The organism is Mycobacterium sp. OAS707 (assembly GCF_014873705.1).
Classification (GTDB): Bacteria; Actinomycetota; Actinomycetes; order Mycobacteriales; family Mycobacteriaceae; genus Mycobacterium.
In genome coordinates this window covers 992,265-1,015,114 of record NZ_JADBDS010000002.1, presented here as the reverse complement: position 1 = coordinate 1,015,114, position 22,850 = coordinate 992,265, and the positions used below count along the sequence as shown (strand labels likewise).

The 22,850-nt window shown below is 66.4% G+C and carries 21 protein-coding genes and 1 pseudogene; 10 read left to right on the top strand and 12 right to left on the bottom strand.

Translation table 11 applies throughout. From position 1 onward, the window contains the following. Positions 1 to 4: 4 nt before the first annotated feature. The 9 genes from GGC64_RS15730 (at position 5) to proB (ending at position 11,403) form a co-directional block, all read left to right on the top strand. A complete protein-coding gene (locus tag GGC64_RS15730; protein WP_192723414.1) occupies positions 5 to 2,665 on the top strand; it encodes a valine--tRNA ligase in 2,661 nt (886 codons plus the stop codon). Positions 2,666 to 2,690: 25 nt separating this feature from the next. Then, positions 2,691 to 4,094, top strand: a complete 1,404-nt coding sequence (locus GGC64_RS15725; RefSeq protein WP_192723413.1) for a folylpolyglutamate synthase/dihydrofolate synthase family protein — start codon at positions 2,691 to 2,693, stop codon at positions 4,092 to 4,094. Next, positions 4,091 to 4,480 (top strand): DUF4233 domain-containing protein, encoded by a 390-nt coding sequence (locus tag GGC64_RS15720; RefSeq protein ID WP_192723412.1) that lies wholly within the window; start codon positions 4,091 to 4,093, stop codon positions 4,478 to 4,480. Before GGC64_RS15725 ends, GGC64_RS15720 begins: the two co-directional genes overlap by 4 nt. Positions 4,481 to 4,490: 10 nt before the next feature. Then, on the top strand, positions 4,491 to 4,901 hold the full coding sequence (gene ndk, locus GGC64_RS15715; RefSeq protein WP_192723411.1) for a nucleoside-diphosphate kinase: 411 nt from the start codon (positions 4,491 to 4,493) through the stop codon (positions 4,899 to 4,901). Between the two features lie 306 nt (positions 4,902 to 5,207). Beyond that, positions 5,208 to 8,018, top strand: coding sequence for an Rne/Rng family ribonuclease (locus tag GGC64_RS15710; protein ID WP_192723410.1), 2,811 nt, complete (start codon positions 5,208 to 5,210; stop codon positions 8,016 to 8,018). A gap of 172 nt (positions 8,019 to 8,190) precedes the next feature. Continuing rightward, entirely contained in the window at positions 8,191 to 8,502 is a 312-nt protein-coding gene (gene rplU, locus GGC64_RS15705; RefSeq protein ID WP_192723409.1) for a 50S ribosomal protein L21, read from the top strand. 11 nt (positions 8,503 to 8,513) lie between these two features. Beyond that, on the top strand, positions 8,514 to 8,780 hold the full coding sequence (gene rpmA / locus GGC64_RS15700; RefSeq protein ID WP_192723408.1) for a 50S ribosomal protein L27: 267 nt from the start codon (positions 8,514 to 8,516) through the stop codon (positions 8,778 to 8,780). An 83-nt stretch (positions 8,781 to 8,863) separates the two neighbouring features. Further along, positions 8,864 to 10,303 (top strand): GTPase ObgE, encoded by a 1,440-nt coding sequence (obgE, locus tag GGC64_RS15695; protein ID WP_192723407.1) that lies wholly within the window; start codon positions 8,864 to 8,866, stop codon positions 10,301 to 10,303. Beyond that, a complete protein-coding gene (proB, locus tag GGC64_RS15690; RefSeq protein ID WP_192723406.1) occupies positions 10,300 to 11,403 on the top strand; it encodes a glutamate 5-kinase in 1,104 nt (367 codons plus the stop codon). The genes obgE and proB overlap by 4 nt, the downstream gene beginning before the upstream one ends. 15 nt (positions 11,404 to 11,418) lie before the next feature. On the opposite strand, the gene GGC64_RS15685 is transcribed toward proB, so the two are convergent. The 6 genes and pseudogenes from GGC64_RS15685 to GGC64_RS15660 form a co-directional block, all read right to left on the bottom strand. Next, positions 11,419 to 12,084, bottom strand: a complete 666-nt coding sequence (locus tag GGC64_RS15685) for a hypothetical protein (protein ID WP_192723405.1) — start codon at positions 12,082 to 12,084, stop codon at positions 11,419 to 11,421. Continuing rightward, positions 12,085 to 12,921, bottom strand: coding sequence for an NAD-dependent protein deacetylase (locus GGC64_RS15680; protein ID WP_192723404.1), 837 nt, complete (start codon positions 12,919 to 12,921; stop codon positions 12,085 to 12,087). A 113-nt stretch (positions 12,922 to 13,034) separates the two neighbouring features. Continuing rightward, a pseudogene (locus tag GGC64_RS15675) lies at positions 13,035 to 13,484 on the bottom strand (Hsp20/alpha crystallin family protein); the annotation flags it as partial. A gap of 105 nt (positions 13,485 to 13,589) precedes the next feature. Then, positions 13,590 to 14,069, bottom strand: coding sequence for a hypothetical protein (locus GGC64_RS15670; RefSeq protein ID WP_192723403.1), 480 nt, complete (start codon positions 14,067 to 14,069; stop codon positions 13,590 to 13,592). A gap of 1 nt (position 14,070) precedes the next feature. Next, positions 14,071 to 16,509 (bottom strand): nitrate reductase, encoded by a 2,439-nt coding sequence (locus tag GGC64_RS15665; RefSeq protein ID WP_192723402.1) that lies wholly within the window; start codon positions 16,507 to 16,509, stop codon positions 14,071 to 14,073. A gap of 35 nt (positions 16,510 to 16,544) precedes the next feature. Further along, a complete protein-coding gene (locus GGC64_RS15660; protein WP_192723401.1) occupies positions 16,545 to 17,084 on the bottom strand; it encodes a cysteine hydrolase family protein in 540 nt (179 codons plus the stop codon). Between the two features lie 43 nt (positions 17,085 to 17,127). Here GGC64_RS15660 and GGC64_RS15655 point away from each other — a divergent pair, with 43 nt between their 5' ends. Continuing rightward, entirely contained in the window at positions 17,128 to 19,170 is a 2,043-nt protein-coding gene (locus GGC64_RS15655) for an NAD(+) synthase (protein ID WP_192723400.1), read from the top strand. Here GGC64_RS15655 and GGC64_RS15650 read toward each other — a convergent pair. The 6 genes from GGC64_RS15650 to GGC64_RS15625 form a co-directional block, all read right to left on the bottom strand. After that, entirely contained in the window at positions 19,167 to 19,391 is a 225-nt protein-coding gene (locus GGC64_RS15650) for a hypothetical protein (RefSeq protein WP_192723399.1), read from the bottom strand. The genes GGC64_RS15655 and GGC64_RS15650 overlap by 4 nt on opposite strands. Positions 19,392 to 19,508: 117 nt before the next feature. Beyond that, a complete protein-coding gene (locus GGC64_RS15645; RefSeq protein ID WP_192723398.1) occupies positions 19,509 to 20,048 on the bottom strand; it encodes a YbhB/YbcL family Raf kinase inhibitor-like protein in 540 nt (179 codons plus the stop codon). Between the two features lie 124 nt (positions 20,049 to 20,172). Next, positions 20,173 to 20,772 (bottom strand): cation transporter, encoded by a 600-nt coding sequence (locus GGC64_RS15640; protein ID WP_192723397.1) that lies wholly within the window; start codon positions 20,770 to 20,772, stop codon positions 20,173 to 20,175. Then, positions 20,772 to 21,077, bottom strand: a complete 306-nt coding sequence (locus GGC64_RS15635) for a helix-turn-helix transcriptional regulator (RefSeq protein WP_192723396.1) — start codon at positions 21,075 to 21,077, stop codon at positions 20,772 to 20,774. Before GGC64_RS15635 ends, GGC64_RS15640 begins: the two co-directional genes overlap by 1 nt. A 72-nt stretch (positions 21,078 to 21,149) precedes the next feature. Further along, complete coding sequence (locus GGC64_RS15630; protein WP_192723395.1) at positions 21,150 to 21,971, bottom strand: enoyl-CoA hydratase/isomerase family protein; 822 nt, start codon at positions 21,969 to 21,971, stop codon at positions 21,150 to 21,152. Beyond that, complete coding sequence (locus tag GGC64_RS15625) at positions 21,968 to 22,849, bottom strand: ribokinase (protein ID WP_192723394.1); 882 nt, start codon at positions 22,847 to 22,849, stop codon at positions 21,968 to 21,970. Before GGC64_RS15625 ends, GGC64_RS15630 begins: the two co-directional genes overlap by 4 nt. Position 22,850 lies beyond the last annotated feature (1 nt).

The following is a 22,850-nucleotide window of genomic DNA, read 5'->3' as shown; positions in this document are numbered from 1 at the left end:
CCGGGTGACCGCCAGCTCCGATAACTCCGCCGATGCCCTGCCCAAGTCGTGGGAGCCGGGCGCGGTGGAGAGCGATTTGTATGAGGGCTGGGTCAACGCCGGCTACTTCAAGGCCGACCCTTCCAGCACCAAGCCCGCCTACTCGATCGCGCTTCCGCCTCCGAACGTGACGGGCAGCCTGCACATGGGCCATGCGCTGGACCACACGCTGATGGACGCGTTGACCCGGCGCAAGAGGATGCAGGGTTACGAGGTGTTGTGGCTGCCGGGCATGGACCATGCCGGCATCGCCACCCAAACCGTGGTGGAGAAGCAACTCGCGGTCGACGGCAAGACCAAAGAGGACTTCGGCCGCGAACTGTTCATCGACAAGGTGTGGGATTGGAAGCGCGAATCCGGAGGCACCATCGCCGGCCAGATGCGCCGCCTCGGCGATGGCGTCGACTGGAGTCGCGACCGGTTCACCATGGACGACGGGCTGTCGCGGGCCGTCCGCACCATCTTCAAGCGGCTCTTCGACGCGGGGCTGATCTATCGCGCCGAGCGGCTGGTGAACTGGTCGCCGGTGCTCCAGACCGCTGTCTCCGATCTCGAGGTCAAGTACGAGGAGGTCGAGGGCGAGCTGGTGTCGTTCCGATACGGCTCGCTCGACGACAGCGAACCGCACATCGTGGTCGCCACCACTCGGGTCGAGACGATGCTCGGCGACACCGCGATCGCAGTGCACCCCGACGACGACCGCTACCGGCACCTCGTCGGCAAATCGCTGCCGCACCCGTTCCTCGACCGGCAGATCATCATCGTCGCCGACGACCACGTCGACCCCGAATTCGGAACGGGCGCAGTCAAAGTCACGCCCGCCCATGACCCCAACGACTTCGAGATCGGCCTGCGTCATCAGCTGCCGATGCCGTCGATGTTGGACACCAAGGGCCGGATCACGGATACCGGAACCGAATTCGACGGTCTTGACCGGTTCGACGCCCGGGTCAAGGTCCGCGAGGCGCTGGCCGAGCAGGGCCGCGTAGTCGAGGAGAAGCGCCCGTATCTGCACAGCGTCGGGCATTCCGAGCGCAGCGGCGAAGTCATCGAGCCGCGGCTTTCGATGCAATGGTGGGTCAAGGTCGAGTCGCTCGCCAAGGCCGCCGGTGATGCGGTTCGCAACGGCGACACCGTGATTCATCCGCCCAGCCTGGAGCCCCGCTGGTTCGCCTGGGTGGACAACATGCACGACTGGTGCATCTCGCGTCAGCTCTGGTGGGGCCACCGCATCCCGATCTGGCACGGCCCTGACGGCGAAACCGTATGCGTCGGGCCCGACGAGACACCGCCCGAGGGCTGGGAGCAGGACCCGGATGTGCTGGACACCTGGTTCTCCTCGGCGCTGTGGCCGTTCTCCACGCTGGGCTGGCCGGACCACACCGACGACCTGGCGAAGTTCTATCCGACCACGGTGCTGGTGACCGGCTACGACATCCTGTTCTTCTGGGTCGCGCGGATGATGATGTTCGGCACATACGTTGCCGACGATCCCGCGATCACACTCGACGGCAAGCGCGGCCCGCAGGTCCCGTTCGAAAACGTGTTCCTGCACGGCCTCATTCGCGACGAGTTCGGCCGCAAGATGAGCAAGTCGCGCGGCAACGGCATCGACCCGCTGGACTGGGTGGAGCAGTTCGGGGCCGACGCGCTGCGCTTCACCCTGGCCCGCGGCGCCAGTCCCGGCGGCGACCTGTCGATCGGCGAGGACCACGCGCGGGCATCGCGCAACTTCGCCACCAAGCTGTTCAACGCCACCCGGTTCGCGTTGATGAACGGCGCCGCGCCGGCCCCGCTGCCAGAGGTGTCGGAGTTGACCGACGCCGACCGGTGGATCCTCGGCCGCTTGGAAGAGGTTCGCGCCGAGGTGGATTCGGCGTTCGACAGCTACGAGTTCAGCAGGGCGTGCGAGTCGCTGTATCACTTCGCCTGGGACGAGTTCTGCGACTGGTATGTCGAGCTCGCCAAGGTGCAACTGGCCTCCGAAGAAGTGAGTCGTGCCCAACACACGACCGCGGTGTTGGCCGCTGTGCTGGACACTCTGCTGAAGTTGCTGCACCCGGTGATGCCGTTCGTCACCGAGGTGTTGTGGAAAACGCTGACGGGCGGCGAGTCGATCGTCATCGCGGACTGGCCGCAGCCTTCGGGGTTCGCCGTGGATGCCGTTGCCACGCAACGCATTGTCGATATGCAGAAGCTGGTCACCGAGGTGCGCCGGTTCCGCAGCGATCAGGGCCTCAACGACAGACAGCGGGTGCCTGCGCGGCTGTCGGACATGGACGACCTGCATGCGCAGATCCCGGCCGTGCGGTCACTGGCGTGGCTCACCGAAAGCGACGAGTCGTTCACCCCGTCGGCCCAAGTCGAGGTGCGGCTGTCGCGGGGCACGGTTGTGGTCGAGGTCGACACCTCGGGCACCGTCGACGTCGCGGCCGAACGGCGTCGCCTCGAAAAGGACTTGGCCGCAGCCGAAAAGGAGTTGGCAGGCACCGCAGGGAAACTCGGTAACGACGCGTTTCTGGCCAAGGCGCCCGCCGACGTCGTCGAGAAGATCCGCGCCCGCCAACAGCTGGCCCGCGAAGAAGTTGATCGCATCAGCGCGAGGTTGGCCGGGCTCGGTCGATGAGCGCTTGCGCGAAGAGTGGAATTCAATGACTGAACTCGTCCCCACCCCGGACGAAATCGCTTCGCTGCTACAGGTCGAGCACCTGCTCGATCAGCGTTGGCCTGAAACGAAATTGGAGCCGAGCACAGCTCGCATCTCCGCGCTGATGGAGATGCTCGGCTCGCCGCAGCTTGGCTACCCGTCGATCCACATCGCAGGGACCAACGGCAAGACATCGGTGGCCCGGATGGTCGACGCACTACTCACCGCGTTCAGCAGGCGCACCGGACGCACCACCAGCCCCCATCTGCAGTCGGCTGTGGAGCGGATTTCGATCGACGGCAGGCCCATCAGTCCCGCCACCTATGTCGCGACCTATCAAGAGATCGAGCCGTTCGTGCAGCTCGTCGACCAGCAGTCGGAAGCGGCGGGCGGGCCCGCCATGAGCAAGTTCGAGGTCGTCACCGGGATGGCGTTCGCCGCGTTCGCCGACGCTCCCGTCGACGTGGCTGTGATCGAGGTTGGTCTCGGCGGCCGCTGGGACGCCACCAACGTCGTCAACGCGCCGGTCGCGGTGATCACGCCGATCGGGGTCGACCACGCGGACTACCTCGGCGACACCATCGCGGAGATCGCCGGCGAGAAGGCAGGCATCATCACCAAGCAGAATGACGACCTGGTGGCCACGGATACCGTCGCCATCATCGGCCGCCAACTGCCCGAGGCGATGGAAGTTCTTCTGGCGCAAGCGGTTCGAGCTGATGCCGCGGTGGCGCGTGAGGACTCCGAGTTCGCGGTGCTGGGTAGGCAGGTGGCCGTCGGCGGTCAGCTGCTCGAACTGCAGGGCCTCGGCGGTGTCTACTCCGACATCTTCATTCCGCTGCACGGCGAACATCAGGCGCACAACGCAGTGGTCGCGCTCGCTGCGGTAGAGGCCTTCTTCGGTGCGGGCGCGGACCGCCAGCTCGACATCGAAACGGTCCGTGCCGGGTTCGCCGCCGCCACCAGCCCGGGCAGGCTGGAGCGTCTGCGTACCGCGCCGACGGTGTTCATCGACGCGGCCCACAACCCCGCCGGCGCAACAGCACTCGCGCAGGCGCTGCAGGAGGAGTTCGACTTCCGCTACCTCGTCGGTGTGGTTTCGGTGATGGCCGACAAGGACGTCGACGGCATCCTCGCCGCGCTCGAACCGGCCTTCGATGAGATCGTCGTGACGCACAACGGATCACCGCGTGCGCTCGACGTCGAGGCACTGGCGCTGCGCGCCGAGGAAAGGTTTGGACCGGAGCGAGTCGTCACGGCAGCCACGCTGCCCGACGCGATCGAGACGGCCACGGCGCTCGTCGAGAGCAATGACGACAAAGGGTTCAGTGGCGCCGGCGTGGTGATCACCGGCTCGGTCGTCACCGCGGGGGCGGCGCGCACGCTGTTCGGGAAGGATCCAGAGTGAGCGAGCAGCCTCAAACCCCCGACCCGTGGAAGAGCTTTCGCGGCGTGATGGCGGGCACGCTGATCCTGGAAGCCATCGTGGTGCTGCTGGCGCTGCCAGTGGTCTCCTCGGCAGATCATGGCCTGACCCCGCTGACCGCCGGTTACCTGATCGGCTTCGCGATCGTGCTGGTGTTGCTTGCCGGCGTCCAGGGTCGACCGTGGGCGATCTGGGTGAACGTCGCGGTACAGGTGGTGCTGATCGCGGGGTGGCTGCTCAACGGCGCGGTCGGCTTCATCGGCCTGATCTTCGCCGCAGTGTGGCTGTTCATCGCGTACTTGCGCGCCGAAGTGCTGCGCAGGCAGAAGCGCGGCCTGCTGCCGGGCCAGCAGACACCGTCCGACTAGGCTGTGCGCCGTGACTGAGCGGACCCTCGTTTTGATCAAGCCCGACGGCGTCCAGCGGCGCCTGGTCGGACAGATCCTCAGCCGTATCGAAGGCAAGGGCCTGAGCATCGCGGCGCTGGAACTGAAGAACGTCAGCGACGACCTTGCTCGCAGGCATTACGCCGAGCACGAGGACAAACCGTTCTTCGGATCGCTGCTGGAGTTCATCACCTCGGGCCCCGTCGTGGCGGCCATCGTCGAGGGCCCGCGGGCCGTTGCCGCGTTTCGCCAGATCGCCGGCGGCACCGACCCCGTCGAGAAGGCCGCGCCCGGCACAATCCGCGGTGACCTGGCACTTGTCACCCAGGACAACCTCGTGCACGGGTCTGATTCGCCGGAGTCTGCGGCCCGCGAGATCGAGCTCTGGTTTCCGGATCTTTAGCTGCCGACAGCCGCGGTTGTCCAGCCTGGTCGGTCACCGACGAGTGATGTGGGATACTGGCCTCGGGTAGCCGGCCTGTTACGCGGGGCGGATGCCCGAATGAAGACTTAGACGTGCGCGACCATCGCTACCGCGGTGCGGCGCCGACCGTCCAGCCATCATTCAGACCGGCACCGAGACGGTTCCGAACAAGGGACTCCTCGGGGCGAGACCATAACAAGCTCGGGAGAAGTAGCCCGGGCTCATAGGGAAAGCCCTCGCGTGGCCGCGTCAGACAGGACGCGCCCGGGGGCTTGAGGAGAATACGTGGCCGAAGATGCGCCTACCCAAGACCTATCAGAAGAGACTCAGCCCGGTGAGGACCAGCCACAGGCGCTGACGGACCCGCCGGCCGAGCACCACGCCGAGGAAGGTCCTGCGGACGATGCGTCCGGGGAGTCACCGGAGTCGGCAGACGCCGAAGCATCGGCGGACTCAGACGAACCGGACGGTTCCGCAGCCCCTGAGGACGCCGAAGGCCCCTCAGAAGACGAGCCGGAGTCGCGGCTGATCCTCGAGACAGCCCCCGAACCCGAACGGGCCGACTACCTGCCCCTGTTCATGGCGCCGCAGCCGGTCCAGCTGGAATACGACCCGGACTCCGACGAAGACGACGAGGACGACGACGGCGGACCCGACTCCGACGACGACCAAGAGGAACGGCCCGCCGGTCGCCGCCGCCGCCGGGGCCGTCGCGGTCGTGGCCGCGGGCGCGGTGAACAGAACGACGACGACGACAACGACTCCGGCGACGGGCAGTCCGACGCCAAGAGCGACGAGGATTCCAACGGCGATTCCGATGAATCCGACGACGACACCGGCGATGAGGAGGGTGGCACCGAAGGTGCAACCCGCCGTCGCCGCCGCCGTCGGCGCCGCAAGTCCGGTTCCGGGGACGACAGTGATGAGGCCACCTCGCCGGACGATCCGCCCAACACCGTCGTCCATGAGCGTGCGCCGCGTCGGTCCAGCAAGGCCGACAGCGACGGAGGCAACGGCGAGATCCAGGGCATCAGCGGATCGACCCGGCTCGAGGCCAAGCGGCAACGCCGCCGGGATGGCCGCGACGCGGGACGGCGCCGTCCGCCGATCCTGAGCGAGGCCGAATTCCTGGCCCGCCGCGAGGCGGTCGAGCGCACGATGGTGGTGCGCGACAAGGTGCGCACCGAGCCGCCGCACGAAGGCGCCCGCTACACGCAGATCGCGGTGCTCGAGGACGGCGTCGTCGTCGAACACTTCGTCACCTCCGCCGCATCGGCCAGCCTGGTCGGCAACATCTATCTCGGCATCGTGCAGAACGTGCTGCCCTCGATGGAGGCGGCGTTCGTCGACATCGGCCGGGGCCGAAACGGCGTGCTGTATGCCGGCGAGGTGAACTGGGAGGCCGCGGGCCTCGGCGGGCAGAACCGCAAGATCGAGCAGGCTCTCAAACCCGGCGACTACGTCGTGGTCCAGGTCAGCAAGGACCCGGTCGGACACAAGGGCGCGCGGCTCACGACGCAGGTGTCGCTCGCCGGCCGCTACCTGGTCTATGTGCCAGGCGCGTCGTCGACCGGCATCAGCCGCAAGCTGCCCGACACCGAACGCCAGCGGTTGAAGGAAATCCTGCGGGAGGTGGTCCCCGCCGATGCGGGCGTGATCATCCGCACGGCCTCGGAGGGCGTCAAGGAAGAAGACATCCGCACCGACGTCGAGCGTCTGCAGAAGCGCTGGACCGAGATCGATGCCAAGGCCGCCGAGACCATCGCGAAAAAGGCCGGCGCTGCGATCGCGCTCTACGAAGAGCCCGATGTGTTGGTCAAGGTCATCCGCGATCTGTTCAACGAGGACTTCTCCGGCCTGATCGTGTCCGGCGACGACGCGTGGAAGACCATCAACGACTATGTGAATACCGTTGCGCCCGAACTTGTTCCGAGACTGACGAAGTACGAGCCCGCCGAGGGTGGCCCGGATGTGTTCGCGGTTCACCGCATCGACGAGCAGCTGACCAAGGCGATGGACCGCAAGGTGTGGCTGCCGTCGGGCGGCACGCTGGTCATCGACCGCACCGAAGCGATGACCGTCGTCGACGTGAACACCGGCAAGTTCACCGGTTCGGGTGGCAACCTGGAGCAGACGGTCACTCGCAACAACCTCGAAGCGGCCGAGGAAATCGTGCGCCAGCTGCGGCTGCGTGATATCGGCGGCATCGTCGTCATCGACTTCATCGACATGGTGTTGGAATCCAATCGGGATCTGGTGTTGCGCAGGCTGACCGAGGCGCTGGCGCGCGATCGCACCCGCCACCAGGTGTCCGAGGTGACATCGTTGGGATTGGTGCAGCTGACACGAAAGCGGTTGGGCACCGGCCTGATTGAGGCGTTCTCCACCCCGTGCCCGCACTGCGCGGGCCGGGGCATCCTGTTGCATGGTGACCCGGTGGATTCCGTATCCGCGGGCGCCCGCAAGTCCGACTCGGGTGGACGTCGCGGCAAGCGGGGCAAGAAGGGCGGTAAGGCCGACGACGTCGAGGTCGCGAAGGTGCCCGCCCACCCCGCCGGTGAGCATCCGATGTTCAAGGCGATGGCCGCGGCCAACGGTAAGCACGAGGACGACGAAGACATCGACGGTGAGGTCGACGAAACCAAGGCCGCCGAGGAAGTCGCCGAGCTCGAACCCGACACCATCCGCGAGGCGTACGTCCAGGCCGAGGACGAAGAACTCGAGGACGAGGACGAGGACTTCGACGAGTCCGACGACGAGTCCGACGACGACGAGTCCGACGACGACGAATCGGATGAGGACGAGATCGACCTCGACGCCGACGACGAGGATGAAGACATCGACGACGACATCGAGGTCATCAACGGGGACACCGACGACGACACAGACTCCGACGATGACGACGACGAGTTCGACGAAGACGACTCCGACGAGGACGACTCAGACGACTCGGATGACGACTCAGATGACTCGGATGACGACTCGGATGAGTCGGAAGACCACGTCGAGCAGCCCGCCGCGGCGACGGCTCCCGGCGGTCGGCACCGCCGTCGCGCCGCCGTGCGGCCCGCCGGCCCGCCGGCTCACGACGGCTGAGCGGTGTGACCTGCGGTGATTTGACCCTGTAGGCGGGCCTCACGTACCCTGGACCAGTTGTCTTTCGGCTGACGCCGACGACAGCGGGCCCTACGCGGCTCCGCACCCGAGACCCGCGAGCGCACCAACAGGTAGCGCGCAGTCAAGTGAACGACCTAGGAGTGATAGCACGATGGCGACGTACGCAATCGTCAAGACCGGCGGCAAGCAGTACAAGGTTGCCGTCGGCGACGTGGTCAAGGTCGAGAAGCTCGACTCGGAGCCTGGTGCCAGCGTCTCGCTGCCCGTCGCCCTCGTTGTCGACGGCTCGAAGGTCACCGCCGACGCCAAGGCGCTGGAGAAGGTGGCCGTCGCCGCAGAGGTGCTCGAGCACACCAAGGGCCCCAAGATCCGCATCCACAAGTTCAAGAACAAGACCGGCTATCACAAGCGGCAAGGTCACCGTCAGCCGCTGACGGTCCTCAAGGTCACCGGCATCAAGTAGGAGGCGACGAAATGGCACACAAAAAGGGCGCTTCCAGCTCACGTAACGGTCGCGACTCAGCCGCCCAGCGGCTGGGCGTCAAGCGGTTCGGCGGCCAGATCGTCAAGGCCGGCGAGATCATCGTCCGCCAGCGCGGCACCCACTTCCATCCCGGCGTGAATGTCGGTCGCGGCGGGGACGACACCCTGTTCGCTACGGCCCCCGGCGCCGTGACGTTCGGCACCAAGCGTGGCCGCAAGACGGTCAGCGTGGTGCGACCGTCCGCCCCGCAGGCTTAGTTTCCGCGTCGAGATCGACGCTTTGGCGCGGGACTCTCGTAATTTCCCGCCCAAACGTCCATTTCGGCTAAGGAGGCACCGCAATGCCGCGCTTCGTAGACCGCGTCGTCATCCACGCGCGAGCGGGCAACGGCGGTAACGGTTGCGCCTCGGTCCACCGGGAGAAGTTCAAACCACTCGGCGGACCCGACGGCGGCAACGGCGGTCGCGGCGGCAGCATCGTGCTGGTCGTCGATCCGCAGGTGCACACCCTGCTCGATTTTCACTTCCACCCGAACGTCGTCGCTCCCTCCGGTAAGCAGGGTGCCGGCAGCAACCGCGACGGCGCCGCAGGTACCGATCTCGAGGTCAAGGTGCCCGACGGCACCGTCGTGCTCGACGAGAACGGCAGGATGGTCGCCGACCTCGTCGGCGCCGGCACCCGTTTCGAAGCGGCTGCAGGCGGACGCGGTGGGCTGGGCAACGCCGCGCTGGCGTCGCGGGCTCGTAAGGCGCCCGGCTTCGCGCTGCTCGGCGAAAAGGGCCAGGAGCGCGATCTCACGCTGGAGCTGAAGACGGTCGCCGACGTCGGCCTCGTCGGGTTTCCGTCGGCGGGTAAGTCGTCGCTGGTTTCGACCATCTCTGCGGCCAAGCCGAAGGTCGCCGACTACCCGTTCACCACGCTGACGCCCAATCTGGGTGTGGTGTCGGCGGGGGAGCACACCTTCACCGTCGCCGATGTGCCTGGCCTGATCCCCGGCGCGTCCGAGGGCCGCGGTCTCGGTCTCGACTTCCTTCGGCACATCGAGCGCTGCGCGGTGCTGGTACATGTGGTGGACTGCGCGACGCTGGAACCGGGCCGTGACCCGATCTCCGACATCGAGGCGCTGGAAGCCGAACTGGCCGCGTATACGCCGACGCTGCAAGGAGATACGACGCTTGGCGATCTGGCCGAGCGGCCACGCGCGGTGGTGTTGAACAAGATCGACGTGCCCGATGCGAGAGAACTGGCCGACTTCGTCCGCGACGAGATCGCCCGCCGCTTCGGCTGGCCGGTGTTCGAGGTCTCGACCGTGTCTCGAGAAGGACTGCGGCCGTTGATATTCGCGCTGTGGGACATGGTCGCGGTGTACCGCGCCGCGCAGCCGCCGATCGTGCCGCGCCGTCCGGTGATCCGGCCGATCGCCGTGGACGAGAGTGGCTTCACCGTCGAGCCCGCCGGCCAGGGCGGCTTCGTGGTGCGGGGGACCCGACCCGAACGGTGGGTCAACCAAACCGATTTCAACAACGACGAGGCCGTCGGCTATCTCGGCGACCGGCTGGCCCGGCTCGGTGTCGAGGACGAGCTGCTGCGCCTTGGCGCTAAGCCCGGCTGCGCGGTGACCATCGGCGACATGACATTCGACTGGGAGCCGCAGACACCGGCGGGCGTCGACGTCACGTTGTCCGGCCGCGGCACCGACTCGCGACTGGAACAGACCGACCGCGTCGGCGCCGATGAGCGCAAGGCCGCGCGGCGCCAACGTCGAGAGCATCAAGAATGACGAGCCCGCATCGCGAGGCGGTCCGCACCGCGCGCAGCGTCGTCATCAAGGTCGGCACCACCGCGTTGACCACGCCTTCGGGGGTGTTCGACGCGGGCAGGCTGGCCGTGTTGGCCGATGCCATCGAGGGGCGCATGAAAGCAGGCTCCGATGTGGTGATCGTGTCGTCGGGCTCGATCGCCGCGGGCATCGAACCGCTGCGGCTTTCCAAACGCCCGACGGATCTAGCCACCAAGCAGGCCGCCGCCAGCGTCGGGCAGGTGGCGCTGGTGAACTCGTGGAGCACGGCGTTCGCCCGCTACCACCGCACCGTCGGCCAAGTGCTGCTGACCGCACACGACATCTCGCGACGGGTGTCGCACACCAACGCCCAGCGCACGCTGGACCGGCTGCGCGCGCTGCACGCGGTCGCGATCGTCAACGAGAACGACACCGTCGCCACCAACGAGATCCGGTTCGGCGACAACGACCGGCTTTCGGCGTTGGTCGCCCATCTGGTGGGCGCCGATGCATTGGTGCTGCTGTCGGACATCGACGGCCTCTACGATTCGGACCCGCGAAAAGGCAACGCCCGCTTCATCTCTGAAGTCTCCGGGCCCGACGACCTCGATGGTGTGGTGGCAGGCAGCGGTAGCCATCTGGGCACCGGCGGGATGGCGTCGAAACTGTCGTCGGCGCTGCTGGCCGCTGACGCCGGCGTCCCGGTGCTGTTGGCCGCAGCAGCTGACGTCGCCACCGCGTTGGCCGACGCGTCGGTGGGCACCGTGTTCGCGCCGCGGTCCGAACGCATGTCGGCGCGCAGGTTCTGGGTCCGCTACGCCGCCGAGTCGGCAGGCGCACTGACGCTCGACGATGGAGCGGTGCGTGCCGTTGTGCGGCAACGTCGTTCGCTGCTGCCGGCGGGCATCACAGCGCTTTCGGGCCGGTTCTACGGCGGCGACGTCGTGGAGCTGCGGTCACAGGACGCGACGATGGTGGCTCGCGGCGTGGTGGCCTACGACCACAGCGAGCTGGCGACCATGCTGGGCCGCTCGACGTCGGACCTGCCAGCCGAAATGCGCCGTCCCGCAGTGCACGCCGACGATCTGGTTGCCGTCTAAAGTGATTTCGGCGCGCTAACCGTCGCTGAGCGACCGTATCCGCGCCGAAATCGCACCGAGCATCGACTTGATCTGCTCGGCGCGGTGGTCGGCGTCGGTCATCACATCGTCTTCGGCCGGACAGATCGTGACCCCGTGTGCCTGCGCGGTCGCCTCGAAACACTGACGAACCGCGGGGTCGGCCAGCACGACAGCGGCGAGCATCCCCGGCGACAGTTCGCGTGTCCCGAGAAGACCGTGATAGTGCACCTCGGCGGGTATCCGGATCTCCATCGCCCCACCCTCGAGTTGCTGCTTGGCCGCGGCGAGCAGCAGCGTCAGCGCCCCGCGTGAAATCGCCTGGATCACCTTGCCGCGGAACGGGAACCACGGCAACGGCAGCTTGTCCGCCTGCTTGTCCACACCACCGGTGAACAGATATTCGATGAGGCTGCGAGTGCGAATCTCGGTGACGTCCGACCACTTGACGTCGTCGCCGTCGAACTCGACGCCTTCTTCGCTGATCGCCACGCCGCCGAAATGGTTCAGCTTGCGGGCCAGCCAGTGCAGCTTGTCCGGTGTCAGCGGATGATCGGCCACCATGTCGCCGATGCCAAGGGCCCACCGCCCGGCGACCGGCCCAGGCTCGGGTCGCCTGCGTTCCAGCAGCGACTGCAGCCAGGAGGCGTCGTCGTCGGTCATCTACGCCGAATTCGCAATCGCGGGAAGCTCATCGGCCAACAGGGAGAGCATCTCCGAGCAACCGGTTTCGACCTTCACCGTCGCCAGATCGTCGCCGCGCGTGCGGCCGCGGTTGATGATCGCGATCGGCATGTCCAGCGCGGCGGCGTGCCGGACGAACCGATACCCCGAATACACTGTCAGCGACGACCCGGCGACGAGCAACGCCTCGGCGTCATCGATAAGCGAATATGCTTCGTCCACACGGTCTTTCGGCACATTCTCGCCAAAGTAGACGATGTCGGGCTTGAGCATGCCCCCGCACTCTTGGCAGTCGATGATCGCGAACGATGTGGTGTCGCTGACCACGGCGTCGGCGTCGGGCGCCACCGCGATGCCGCCAACGGCCTCCGCCCGCTCGACAAAGCCGGGATTAGCGGCATCCAACAGCTCGGCCAGCGTCGCGCGTGGCATGGTGTGCCCACAGTCCAGGCAGATCACCTGGGCGTAGGTGCCGTGCAGGTTGATCACATTGCGGCTGCCCGCTTTGGTGTGCAGCAGGTCGACGTTCTGGGTGATCACGCCGGAGACCACGCCGACGTGTTCGAGTTCGGCCAGTGCGCGGTGGCCGGCGTTCGGCAGCGTCTCGTCCATGTGTCGCCAGCCGACGTGGTTGCGCGCCCAGTACCGCTGCCGATACACCGGATCGGAGGTGAACTGGCGAATCGTCATCGGATTGCTCGGCGGCGAGTCCGGGCCCCGGTAGTCCGGGATGCCCGAATCCGTCGACATCCCTGCGCCGGTGAGCACCGCGACACGGCGTCCGTCCAGCAGGGCGACGAGTTCCGGTGCTTCCACGCTTTCCAGGTTAATGCAGCTCAGCCAACCGGCTGGTGTTGCTCCTCGTCAGCGCCGTGCTCGGCCTCCTCGAACTCGGGCTGGTCTTCGTCTTCTTCGTCTTCGTCGACGAGGATCGTCTCGATGACCTCGACGCGCTTCTCGGCCGGGTGATCCTCTGACAGCGGCACCGTCACGGTCAGGATGCCGCGGTCATAGGTGGCGTTGATGTCGTCTTCGTCGGCTCCCACGGGCAATGCCACGGTCCGCGCGAACGTGCCGTACGAGAACTCGGAGCGCCCGTTGGACTCGCTGGCCTGGGTGCGCTCGGCCCTGATGGTGAGCCGGCCGTCGTGCACGGTGACCTCGATGTCGTCGGTGGGGTCGACGCCGGGAAGCTCGGCGCGCACCTCGTATGACCCGTCCTTGGTCTCATCCTCCAGACGCATCGGCTTGCCGTCGAAGAAAGACCGCAGGCTCGCCAGGCCTGCGAAGGCAGGAAAGCTTGATAAGCCGTTGAGCAGCTGGGGCAGCTCCGGCAGCAGCGGGCGCGACTGACGTTGAACAGCAAGCTGATTCACGATTCCTCCAGGGTTGGGCGGTCTGATTCACGATGCCCGACGCAACCAAAATCGACGGATCGTCTGCGATGCGCTCGGGCGAACTGCAGACCAACAGAATTCGGCGCCTCAGTTGGTCAGCGTTTGCGGAGCCAGTTCCTTGAGCATGGCGTTGGCCCATCGCATTTGCCGCAGTGACTGCGGATGGCAACGTTGCGTGAGCGCCACCAGATTGTCGTCCTTCGCCGCTTGCGCGCCCTGTGCCACCAGTTCCCAGTCGACCGACACGCCCGCCGCCAGCCGGTGCAGTCTGCGAAGATCGGCCAGCAACAGCAGGGCCGGTTCAGGTCGCCGGCCCAACCGGTCGCTGATCCACTCCTGTGCGGAATCGGCAATCGCGGTCGTCCGGGGATGCTGACGCAACCGGACGCCGTACTTCTCCCCGAGTTCGGCTATCAACGTCGCGTGCTCACGAGACCAGTGCGCCAAGTCGAGCGCCACATGGTAAATGCCGTGGTCGTTGTGATGGCGCGCTGCGATGGCATCCAGGCTTCGAGCCAGCCTGACTTCCGACCGGTGCAGCTCCCGCAGTGCAAGCCCGAGCTTCACCTCACCCTCCCACCGTCGACTCGGTGACGCCGACATCCGGACCGCCGACGGTCTGCTGAACGGCGTCGCTGACCGGTCGTGAAGCCGTGGTGGTCGGTGCGGGAGCCGGTCCGGAGCCGTCGGCTATCCGGCGTAGTTGTGCTGCAGCAGTTTTGAAGATCGGTTGCTTGGAAGCGGGGTCCCAGTCGGTGATCGTCAACTCGTTCGCTGCACGATGGTGGCTGGCCGCATCGTGCTCGTCCCAGTACCCGTAATGGAACGGCAGGAACAGGACCCCGTCGCGGATCCCGCTGATTCGCGCCTTGGCAGTGACCGAACCGCGGGCGGTAGTCACCTCGACCACATCGCCCTCGCCGATGCGCAGCCGCGAAGCGTCGGACTCGGACACTTCCACCCAGACCTCGGGAGCGGCGTGCTGCAGTTGCGGTGACCGGCCGGTCTTGGTTCGCGTGTGGAACTGATACAGCGTGCGCCCCGTGGTCAACACGAACGGGTGGTTGCCGCTCGGCTGTTCGTGCGGTGCAACGTATTCTGCTGCCTTGATGATGGCCTTGCCATCGGGGTTCATCGCCCGATACTCGGTTGGCTCTAGTGGCGCTCCGGTGATCAGGTCCTTGCCGTAGGCCTCGCAGTAGTCGGGCCGGGCCCAGAACTTCCCGTCGGCATACAGTCGTTCTGTGCCGTCGGGATGTTCGTCATTGCAAGGCCATTGGATTCCCGCAGAGCCACGCAGCTTGTCGTAGGTCAACCCGGTGTAGTCGCACGGCCGACCCGCGCTGCATTTCTTCCATGCCTCGAACGCCGATTCGTAGTCCTCCCAAGGCGGCATGGGGTTGCCGTCCTTGTCGCGAAAGTCCATGCGCCGCGCGTAGTCAATGAAGATGTCCAGGTCGGGGCGGGCCTGTCCCGGCGGTTCGATCGCCTTCTCGGAGAGATGAACAGTTCGGTCTGCGTTGGTGAATGTTCCGGTCTTCTCGCCCCACGCTGCTGCGGGCAGCACGACGTCGGCAAGTTCGGCGGTTTCGGTACGGAAGATGTCCTGCACGACGAGGAAGAGCCTGTCTTGGGCGAGAATGCTTCGTACCCTGGCCAATTCGGGCAGCGACACCGCAGGGTTGGTGGCGCTGACCCACAGCAGACGCAGTGTGCCTTGTTCGGCGTAGCGGAACATCTGCATGGCGTGGGTCGGCGGCGCGTAGTGCGGTATCTGCTTCTGCTCGATGTTCCATAACTTGGCGAGCTCGGCAATGTGACTGTCGTTGGACCAGTTACGGAAGCCGGCGAGGTCACCATCCGCCCCGCATTCTCGGGTGTTCTCGGCGGTGGGCTGACCATTCATCTGGAGAAGTCCGCAACCGGGGCGGCCGAGCATGCCGCGCAGAATGTGAATGTTGTTGACCTGCACCGCCGCCGCGGTGGCCTGGTTGGACTGGTAGAAGCCCTGCAATACGGTGGACAGCAATGCCGTGGCGGTGCCGATCAGCCTGGCCGCCTCCCGGATATCGGCTGCAGGCACGCCACAGATCTGGTGGGCCCGCTCCGGCGGGAACTCGGCCACTCGCTTGCGAAGCTCTTCGAAGCCGACGGCGTGCGCGGCGACGTAATCGTGATCGACCCAGTCGTTGGCGATTATTTCGTGCAGCAGCGCATTCATCAGCGCGACGTTGGTGCCCGGCAGTGGCGCCAGATGGACGGTGGCGTGCCGCGCTACCGGTGTCTGACGCGGATCGACGCACACCAGCGCCGGCGGATTGTCGCCTTCCAGCCGGTCTAACATCCGCATCCACAGCACGGTCTGCGTTTCTGCGACGTTGTGGCCGAACAACGCGATCACGTCGGCATGGTCGACGTCGGTGTAGGAACCGGGCTGCCCGTCGCATCCGAAGGACTCCTTCAGCGCTTCGGCGGCGGTCGCCGTACAGAGCCTGGTGTTGCCGTCAACGTGGTTGGTGCCGATCGCGCCGTGGGCGATCACACCCAGGGTGTAGTACTCCTCGCTGAACAGCTGGCCGGAGGTGTAGAAGCCGACTGCGCTTGGTCCGACGTCGTCGAGCAGTTTTCTGCTGTGCCGCACGATCGCGTCCATCGCGGTGTCCCAGTCGGTTTCGACGAGCTCACCATGGCGGCGGATCAGCGGTGTGGTCAGCCGGTCGGGAGAGGCGTTGGCCCGCCAGCCGTAGAGATCTTTGGGATCGAGCCGACCGTGGTTGACGCGGTCGTCGGCGCGGCCCCGGACGCCGACGATGCGGCCGCCCTTGACCGCGATGTCGAGCCCATCGCCGTTGGAGTGCAGCACCGCCGCCGACTGAACCCATTCCTCGACGTCGTCCTCGGCAACCCCGTTGTCCAGAAACATGTCCACGCGAGTGGGCCAGGTTCTGCCTCGTCCGTAAGGCGTTCGGCCACCCCAAGGCTCGGCGATGCGATCGCGCTGCTCCACGCCGAGCGCCTACCCGCCATGAGCAGGTCAAAACCTCAATCCAGGCACTTCTCCGCGGGCACGATCTCGGCATGCATGTTCTTGTGCATCATCGTCAGCGCGGCGTCGCTGAGTTCGGGATCGATGTGCGCGACGGCGTCCGGCGGGATGACCACATCGAAGTGCCGCACGTAGGCGTCTAGCGCGGTATAGAGGATGCACTGCTCGGTGACCTGACCTGTCAAGATCAGCTTTTTCGCCTCGAGCCTGGTCAACAGATAGTCCAGCGAGCTCGCATAAAAGGCGCTGTGCCGCACTTTCAGCAGCCGCTGACAGCCTTCCGTCGGCGCGATCGGCGATACCAGCTCAGGTCGCTCGCCGTGCAGTGCAGCCTCGACGAGATCGTCGAACTCGGCGGTGAAGTCCCCGTAGTTGTCGTTGACGTAAACCAAATCGACGTCGTCGCGGTCCCGCGTCCGCGAAATCAGCCCGGCCAGCGGGTCGACGATATCTCCGACACTGCTTGCGAGGACATCCGCGTCCTCGTGTTGATACGTGTTCAGCATGTCGATGACCAGCACCGCGACGTCACTCATGGCGTGTTGCATACCCCGATACGTTTTCGGGCAACAATTAGGCATGGACTTTTACTCGGCATATCACCAGGGGTTTGTTCGGGTGGCCGCGTGCACGCATCACACGGCCATCGCTGACCCCGCCGCGAACGCCGAGTCGGTGCTGCGGGTCGCCAGAGCCTGCCACGACGAAAGCGTGGCGCTGGCCGTCTACCCGGAGCTGACTCTGTCGGGCTATTCGATCGAGGACATCCTGCTGCAGGACACCCTGCTCGATGCCGTCGAGGACGCGCTGCTCGATGTCGTGGTGGCCTCGGCCGAACTGATGCCGGTGTTGGTGGTCGGCGCACCGCTGCGCTATCAGCACCGGATCTACAACACCGCGGTGGTGATCCACCGCGGGCGGGTGCTGGGCGTCGTGCCGAAGTCCTACCTGCCGACGTACCGCGAGTTCTACGAGCGGCGCCAGGTGGCGGCGGGCGACCTGGTGCGCGGTGCGATGCGGATCGGCAACTCCGACGTGCCGTTCGGTCCCGATCTGCTGTTCACCGCGACCGACCTACCGGGTTTCGTGCTGCATGTCGAGATCTGTGAGGACATGTTCGTGCCGATTCCGCCAAGCGCCCAGGCCGCTCTCGCGGGCGCGACGGTGTTGGCGAACCTTTCGGGCAGCCCGATCACCATCGGGCGCGCCGAAGACCGTTGCCTGCTGGCCCGATCCGCGTCGTCGCGGTGCCTGGCTGCGTACGTCTACGCCGCCGCGGGGGAGGGCGAGTCGACCACCGACCTGGCCTGGGACGGCCAGACGATGGTGTGGGAGAACGGAGTGTGCCTGGCGCAGTCGGAGCGATTCCCGTTGGGGGACAGGTACTCTGTGGCCGACGTGGACCTGGATCTGCTGCGCTCCGAGCGGCTGCGAATGGGCACTTTCGACGACAACCGCATCCACCACGGGATCACAACGGACTCTTTCCGTCGAGTCGAGTTCAAACTCGACCCGCCGGCAGGTGACATCGGGCTGCGTCGCGAGGTCGAGCGGTTCCCGTTCGTTCCCGCGGATCCCTCACGGCTGGAACAGGATTGCTACGAGGCCTACAACATTCAGGTCGCCGGACTGGAGCAGCGGCTGCGCGCATTGGATTATCCGAAGGTCGTGCTCGGTCTCTCGGGTGGGCTGGACTCCACGCATGCGCTGATCGTCGCCGCCCGCGCGATGGACCGGGAAGACCGGCCGCGCAGCGACATTCTGGCGTTCACATTGCCCGGGTTCGCGACGGGAGATCGCACCAAGAGCAACGCGATCCGGCTTGCCGAGGCGTTGGGCGTGACGTTCGAAACCATCGACATCAAGGCCACCGCGGAGCTGATGCTCAAGGAGATGGATCATCCATTCGCCCGCGGCGAGAAGGTTTACGACGTCACATTCGAAAACGTGCAGGCGGGTTTGCGCACCGACTATCTGTTCCGGCTGGCCAACCAGCGCGGCGGCATCGTGCTGGGCACCGGCGACCTGTCCGAGCTCGCGCTGGGCTGGTCCACATACGGTGTGGGCGACCAGATGTCGCACTACAACGTCAACGGCGGTGTGCCCAAGACCCTGATCCAGCATCTGATCCGCTGGGTGATCTCGTCGAATCAGTTCGACGATGCGGTCAACGAGGTGCTGCAGTCCGTGCTCGACACCGAGATCAGCCCCGAACTGGTTCCGAGCGGCGAGGATGAGGAGATCCAAAGCAGCGAGTCCAAGGTGGGACCCTATGTGCTGCAGGACTTTTCGCTGTTTCAGGTGCTGCGCTTCGGTTTCCGGCCGTCCAAGGTCGCGTTCCTGGCGTGGCATGCGTGGAGCGACGCTGAGCGCGGCGACTGGCCGGTCGGGTTCCCGGACAACAAGCGGCCCGCGTACTCGCTGAAGGAGATTCGGCACTGGCTGCAGGTGTTTGCGCAGCGGTTCTACTCGTTCGCGCAATTCAAGCGCTCGGCCATGCCGAACGGGCCGAAGGTGTCCCACGGCGGATCGCTGTCGCCGCGCGGAGACTGGCGGGCACCGTCGGACATGTCGGCGCGGATCTGGCTCGAGGAGATCGAACGCGAAGTCCCCGAGGACTAGCTCGGTCGTGGCGCTGCCAGGCTGCCGACCATGGCCAGTACCGACACCTGGAGTGCACCTAGCAACACAAGCGGCCATACGACGCTCGCCGCAAGCGAAACCGCCGCTGCCGCGTTGGAAGTGGGCGGATCGTCGTCCGTCGCGCCGGCAGCACCTGTGAACACCGCCCAAAACGTGACGATGCCGCACAGCGCGTACACCAAGAGCACCAGGTCAATCATGGCGCTGCGCCACTTGATTCATGCTCCTACCTTCTGCCAGGGCGTATCGGCAGGAGCAGAGGCTAAGGTCCCAAGACTGAGTGCCTGTCGGCCTCCATCACGTCTGCGACCAGGCGGTCAGCGCTCGTAAGTGCCCGTCAGCACGCCGCGCGCGACGACATGGCCGGCCATCGCGGTCAGAAGTGCCTTGTTGTCGGCGACATCATCGCCGATCGGTTGGTCAACTGCGAACAGCAGGAACCGGTAATGATGCGGCCCGTGACCGGGGATCGGCGCCGGCCCGACGTAGGTGTCACCGAACGCCTTGATCAACCGAACGCCGGTGGTGCCGGGCTTGAGTTCACCCTCATCGAGCCCACCAAGACCTGACTCGAGCACCGCGGTGGTGTGCATCAAGGGCTTTGGCATCGGGACGTCGAGGTCGTCCATGATCAGCACCAGTTGCTTGGCCTCGGGTGGAACGCCGGTCCACTGCAGCGCAGGAGACACGTTGTCGCCCACACCTTTTCCGGCGTACTTCTGCGGGATCGCGCCGCCATCGGTGAACGCGGGGCTGGTGACCTCGATCGTGGCGGCACCGGAGTAGTCCGGGCCGGACAGTGGACTGCGGGCTTCGCCCGCGCGGAAACGGCGGAGCAGCTTTCCTAGCAACGGCATGCCCGGCAGTCTAGACGCGGCCGACTCCTGGCACGAAGCGGCCGATGTGGGCGAGATAGTCGCGGTCGCTGATCCAAACTGCGCCAACCGAATCCGAGCACACCGAAGACGGCGAACTCCCTCATCAGCAGCATGGGTCACCTTGCCACGCGTTGATTCCTTCTCGTACGGCGATAGCGGCGATACCAAGAGCGGCGATCGGGTCCGCCCACGACCATCCCCAGAGGCTGTTGAGCACCAGTCCCGCCAGCAGGACCGCGGATAGGTATGTGCACAGCAGCGTCTGCTTGGAATCGGCGACGGCAGACAACGAACCGAGCTCGCGGCCGGTACGGCGCTGCGTCAGCGACAGCACCGGCATGATGACGAGGCTCGCCGTCGCAAGGGCGATGCCGATCGCTGACGGCCGCGCCTCACCGACGCCAAGAAGCGACAAGATCGCGTCGACCGAGACATAGGCGGCGAGCGCGAAGAACGAGAATGCGATGAAGCGCAGCGCGGCCTTCTCCCGCGTCTCGGGGTCCTTGGCCGAGAACTGCCACGCCACGGCTGCCGCGGAGGAGATCTCGACAACCGAGTCGAGGCCGAAGCCGATCAGCGCCGACGACGACACCCGCGTGCCCTCCGCCAACGCGACGATCGCCTCGAGCACGTTGTAGGTGATGGTCGCGGTGACCAGCAGCCGGATCCGGCGCTGCAGCGTGGCGCGACGCGTCTCGAGCATCAGCAGGAGCAGGTCGGGTCGACGGCGAGCACCAGGCCAACCAGATCGTCGAGCGCGTGCGCGATTCGCTTGTCGGCCAGCTCATAGCGGCTGCGCCTGCCTTCCGGCTGCGCCACCACCAGCCCGCAGCCACGCAGGCACGCCAGGTGGTTCGACAGGATCTGCCGCGACACCCCGATTTTCTCCGCCAGTTCGGACGGATAGCCCGGCCCCTCGCGCAGCGTCAGCAGGATCTCGGTGCGAGTCGCATCGGACAGCGCGTAACCGAACCGCGCCAGGGCATCGCGCTGCATCACGGTCTGCATACGCCAGACAGTACAGCAGAATCTGTACTATTCAAAATCCGCGCTCATCGCGTGAAACCGTGCACAAATCGCTCAGAGGCGGCCGTCGATCCGCAGGTCGGGGTGCACCCAGTCCGGCGAACGCCGTTCCTTGAAAGCGCGGAAGCCTTCCAAGGCCTCTGGCGACGAGTAGCTGGCCTGCATGCCGATCCGGTCGAACAGCCCCATGTAACTGTCCAGGCTCGACTTCACCACGCCGCGCGCCGCCGGCGCGGTCCTGCAGCACTGGCCGAGTACCTCGCGGGCCGCATCGAGCAACGAGTCATGCGGCACCACCCGCGTGACCATGCCCCACTCCGCAGCCTCGGCCGCACTCAACGTCCGCCCGGTGAACATCAGGTCCCGTGTGCGCACCGGCCCGATCAGCCGCGCCAGCATGTGGCTGTAGTAAGTGTCGGCGATGCCGCGCAACAACTCCGGCACCCGGAACGTCGCCCGGTCGCTGACCACCGCCATGTCGCTGCACAGCGCGATCTGCAAGCCCCCGCCCTGACACAACCCGTTGACCGCGGACACCACCGGCTTCACCGACTGCCGCAGCACCTCGAACGGCGTCACGTCCATACCCAACGCGGAGCCGAACGTCAGCCAGTTGTCCGAGCCGTCGCCGCCGCCCAAGTCGCCGCCGGGCGCGAACACGTCACCGGTGCCGGTGATGATCAGGCCGGCCAGGTCCGGGTCGGCGTCGACGTGCCGCACGGCGTAGCGGATGCCGAAATACATCGCGGGCGTCATCGCATTACGCGCCTCGGGCCGGTCCAGCGTGCACACGCCGAACGCGCCCTCCCTGGTGAAGCGCAGATACGGCGTGCCGAGCCAGTCGCCCTCCGGTGGACGTGGCGTGGTTGTCGTCATATCTGCCTTTCGCCCGCCCTGCGGTTGACCACCGCGTCATCGATGGCCTCTGCGTATGGCGCGCAGTCGCCTGCTCCCGGAACCAGTGTCGACAACGCACCCGCCGCGCAGGCCCGGCGCAGCGCATCCTCGTGCCCCTGCAGCCAGCCGGCGGCCAGCACTCCAGCGAAAACATCACCCGCGCCGGTGGTGTCGACGGCCTCGACCGCTGGGGCGGGCACGTCGAACCGCTCGTCCTGGCCGAGGTAGCTCGCGCCGCGCGCGCCGCGGGTGATCACCAGATGCGGTACGGGCCAATGCCATTCACGCGCCTCGGCTTCGTTGACGATGACGATGTCGGCCAACTCGGAAAGCGCAAGCAACTGGTGGGGTGCGGCGCCGGCAGGCGACGCGTTGAGCATCACCACCGCGTCGGCGCCCCGCGCGACTCCCGCGGCGGCGATAGCCGTCGCGATCGGGATCTCCAACTGCAGCAGCACCACGTCGCTGTCGGTGATCACCGCGCGCACGTCGCCGGACGTCACGGTCAGATGGGCGTTCGCGCCTGGCGCCACGACGATCGTGTTCTCGGCTGCGGCGTCGACGATGATCACCGCCGAGCCGCTGGGCCCGGGCAGGGTGACTAGGCCGTCCAGCCCGATCTCGTTGTCGCGAAGGTGAGCGCGCAGCTGATCGGCGGCCGTATCGCTGCCGAGCGCCGCAACCAGCTGCACCTCCGCGCCGGCACGGGCCGCGGCCACCGCCTGATTGGCGCCCTTGCCGCCTGGTGCCGACGACAGCGACGACGCGAGGACGGTCTGGCCGGGCCTCGGCAGCGAATCGACGGTGAAAGTGAGGTCGGCATTGACACTGCCCACTACGCAGACCCGCGCGACCATA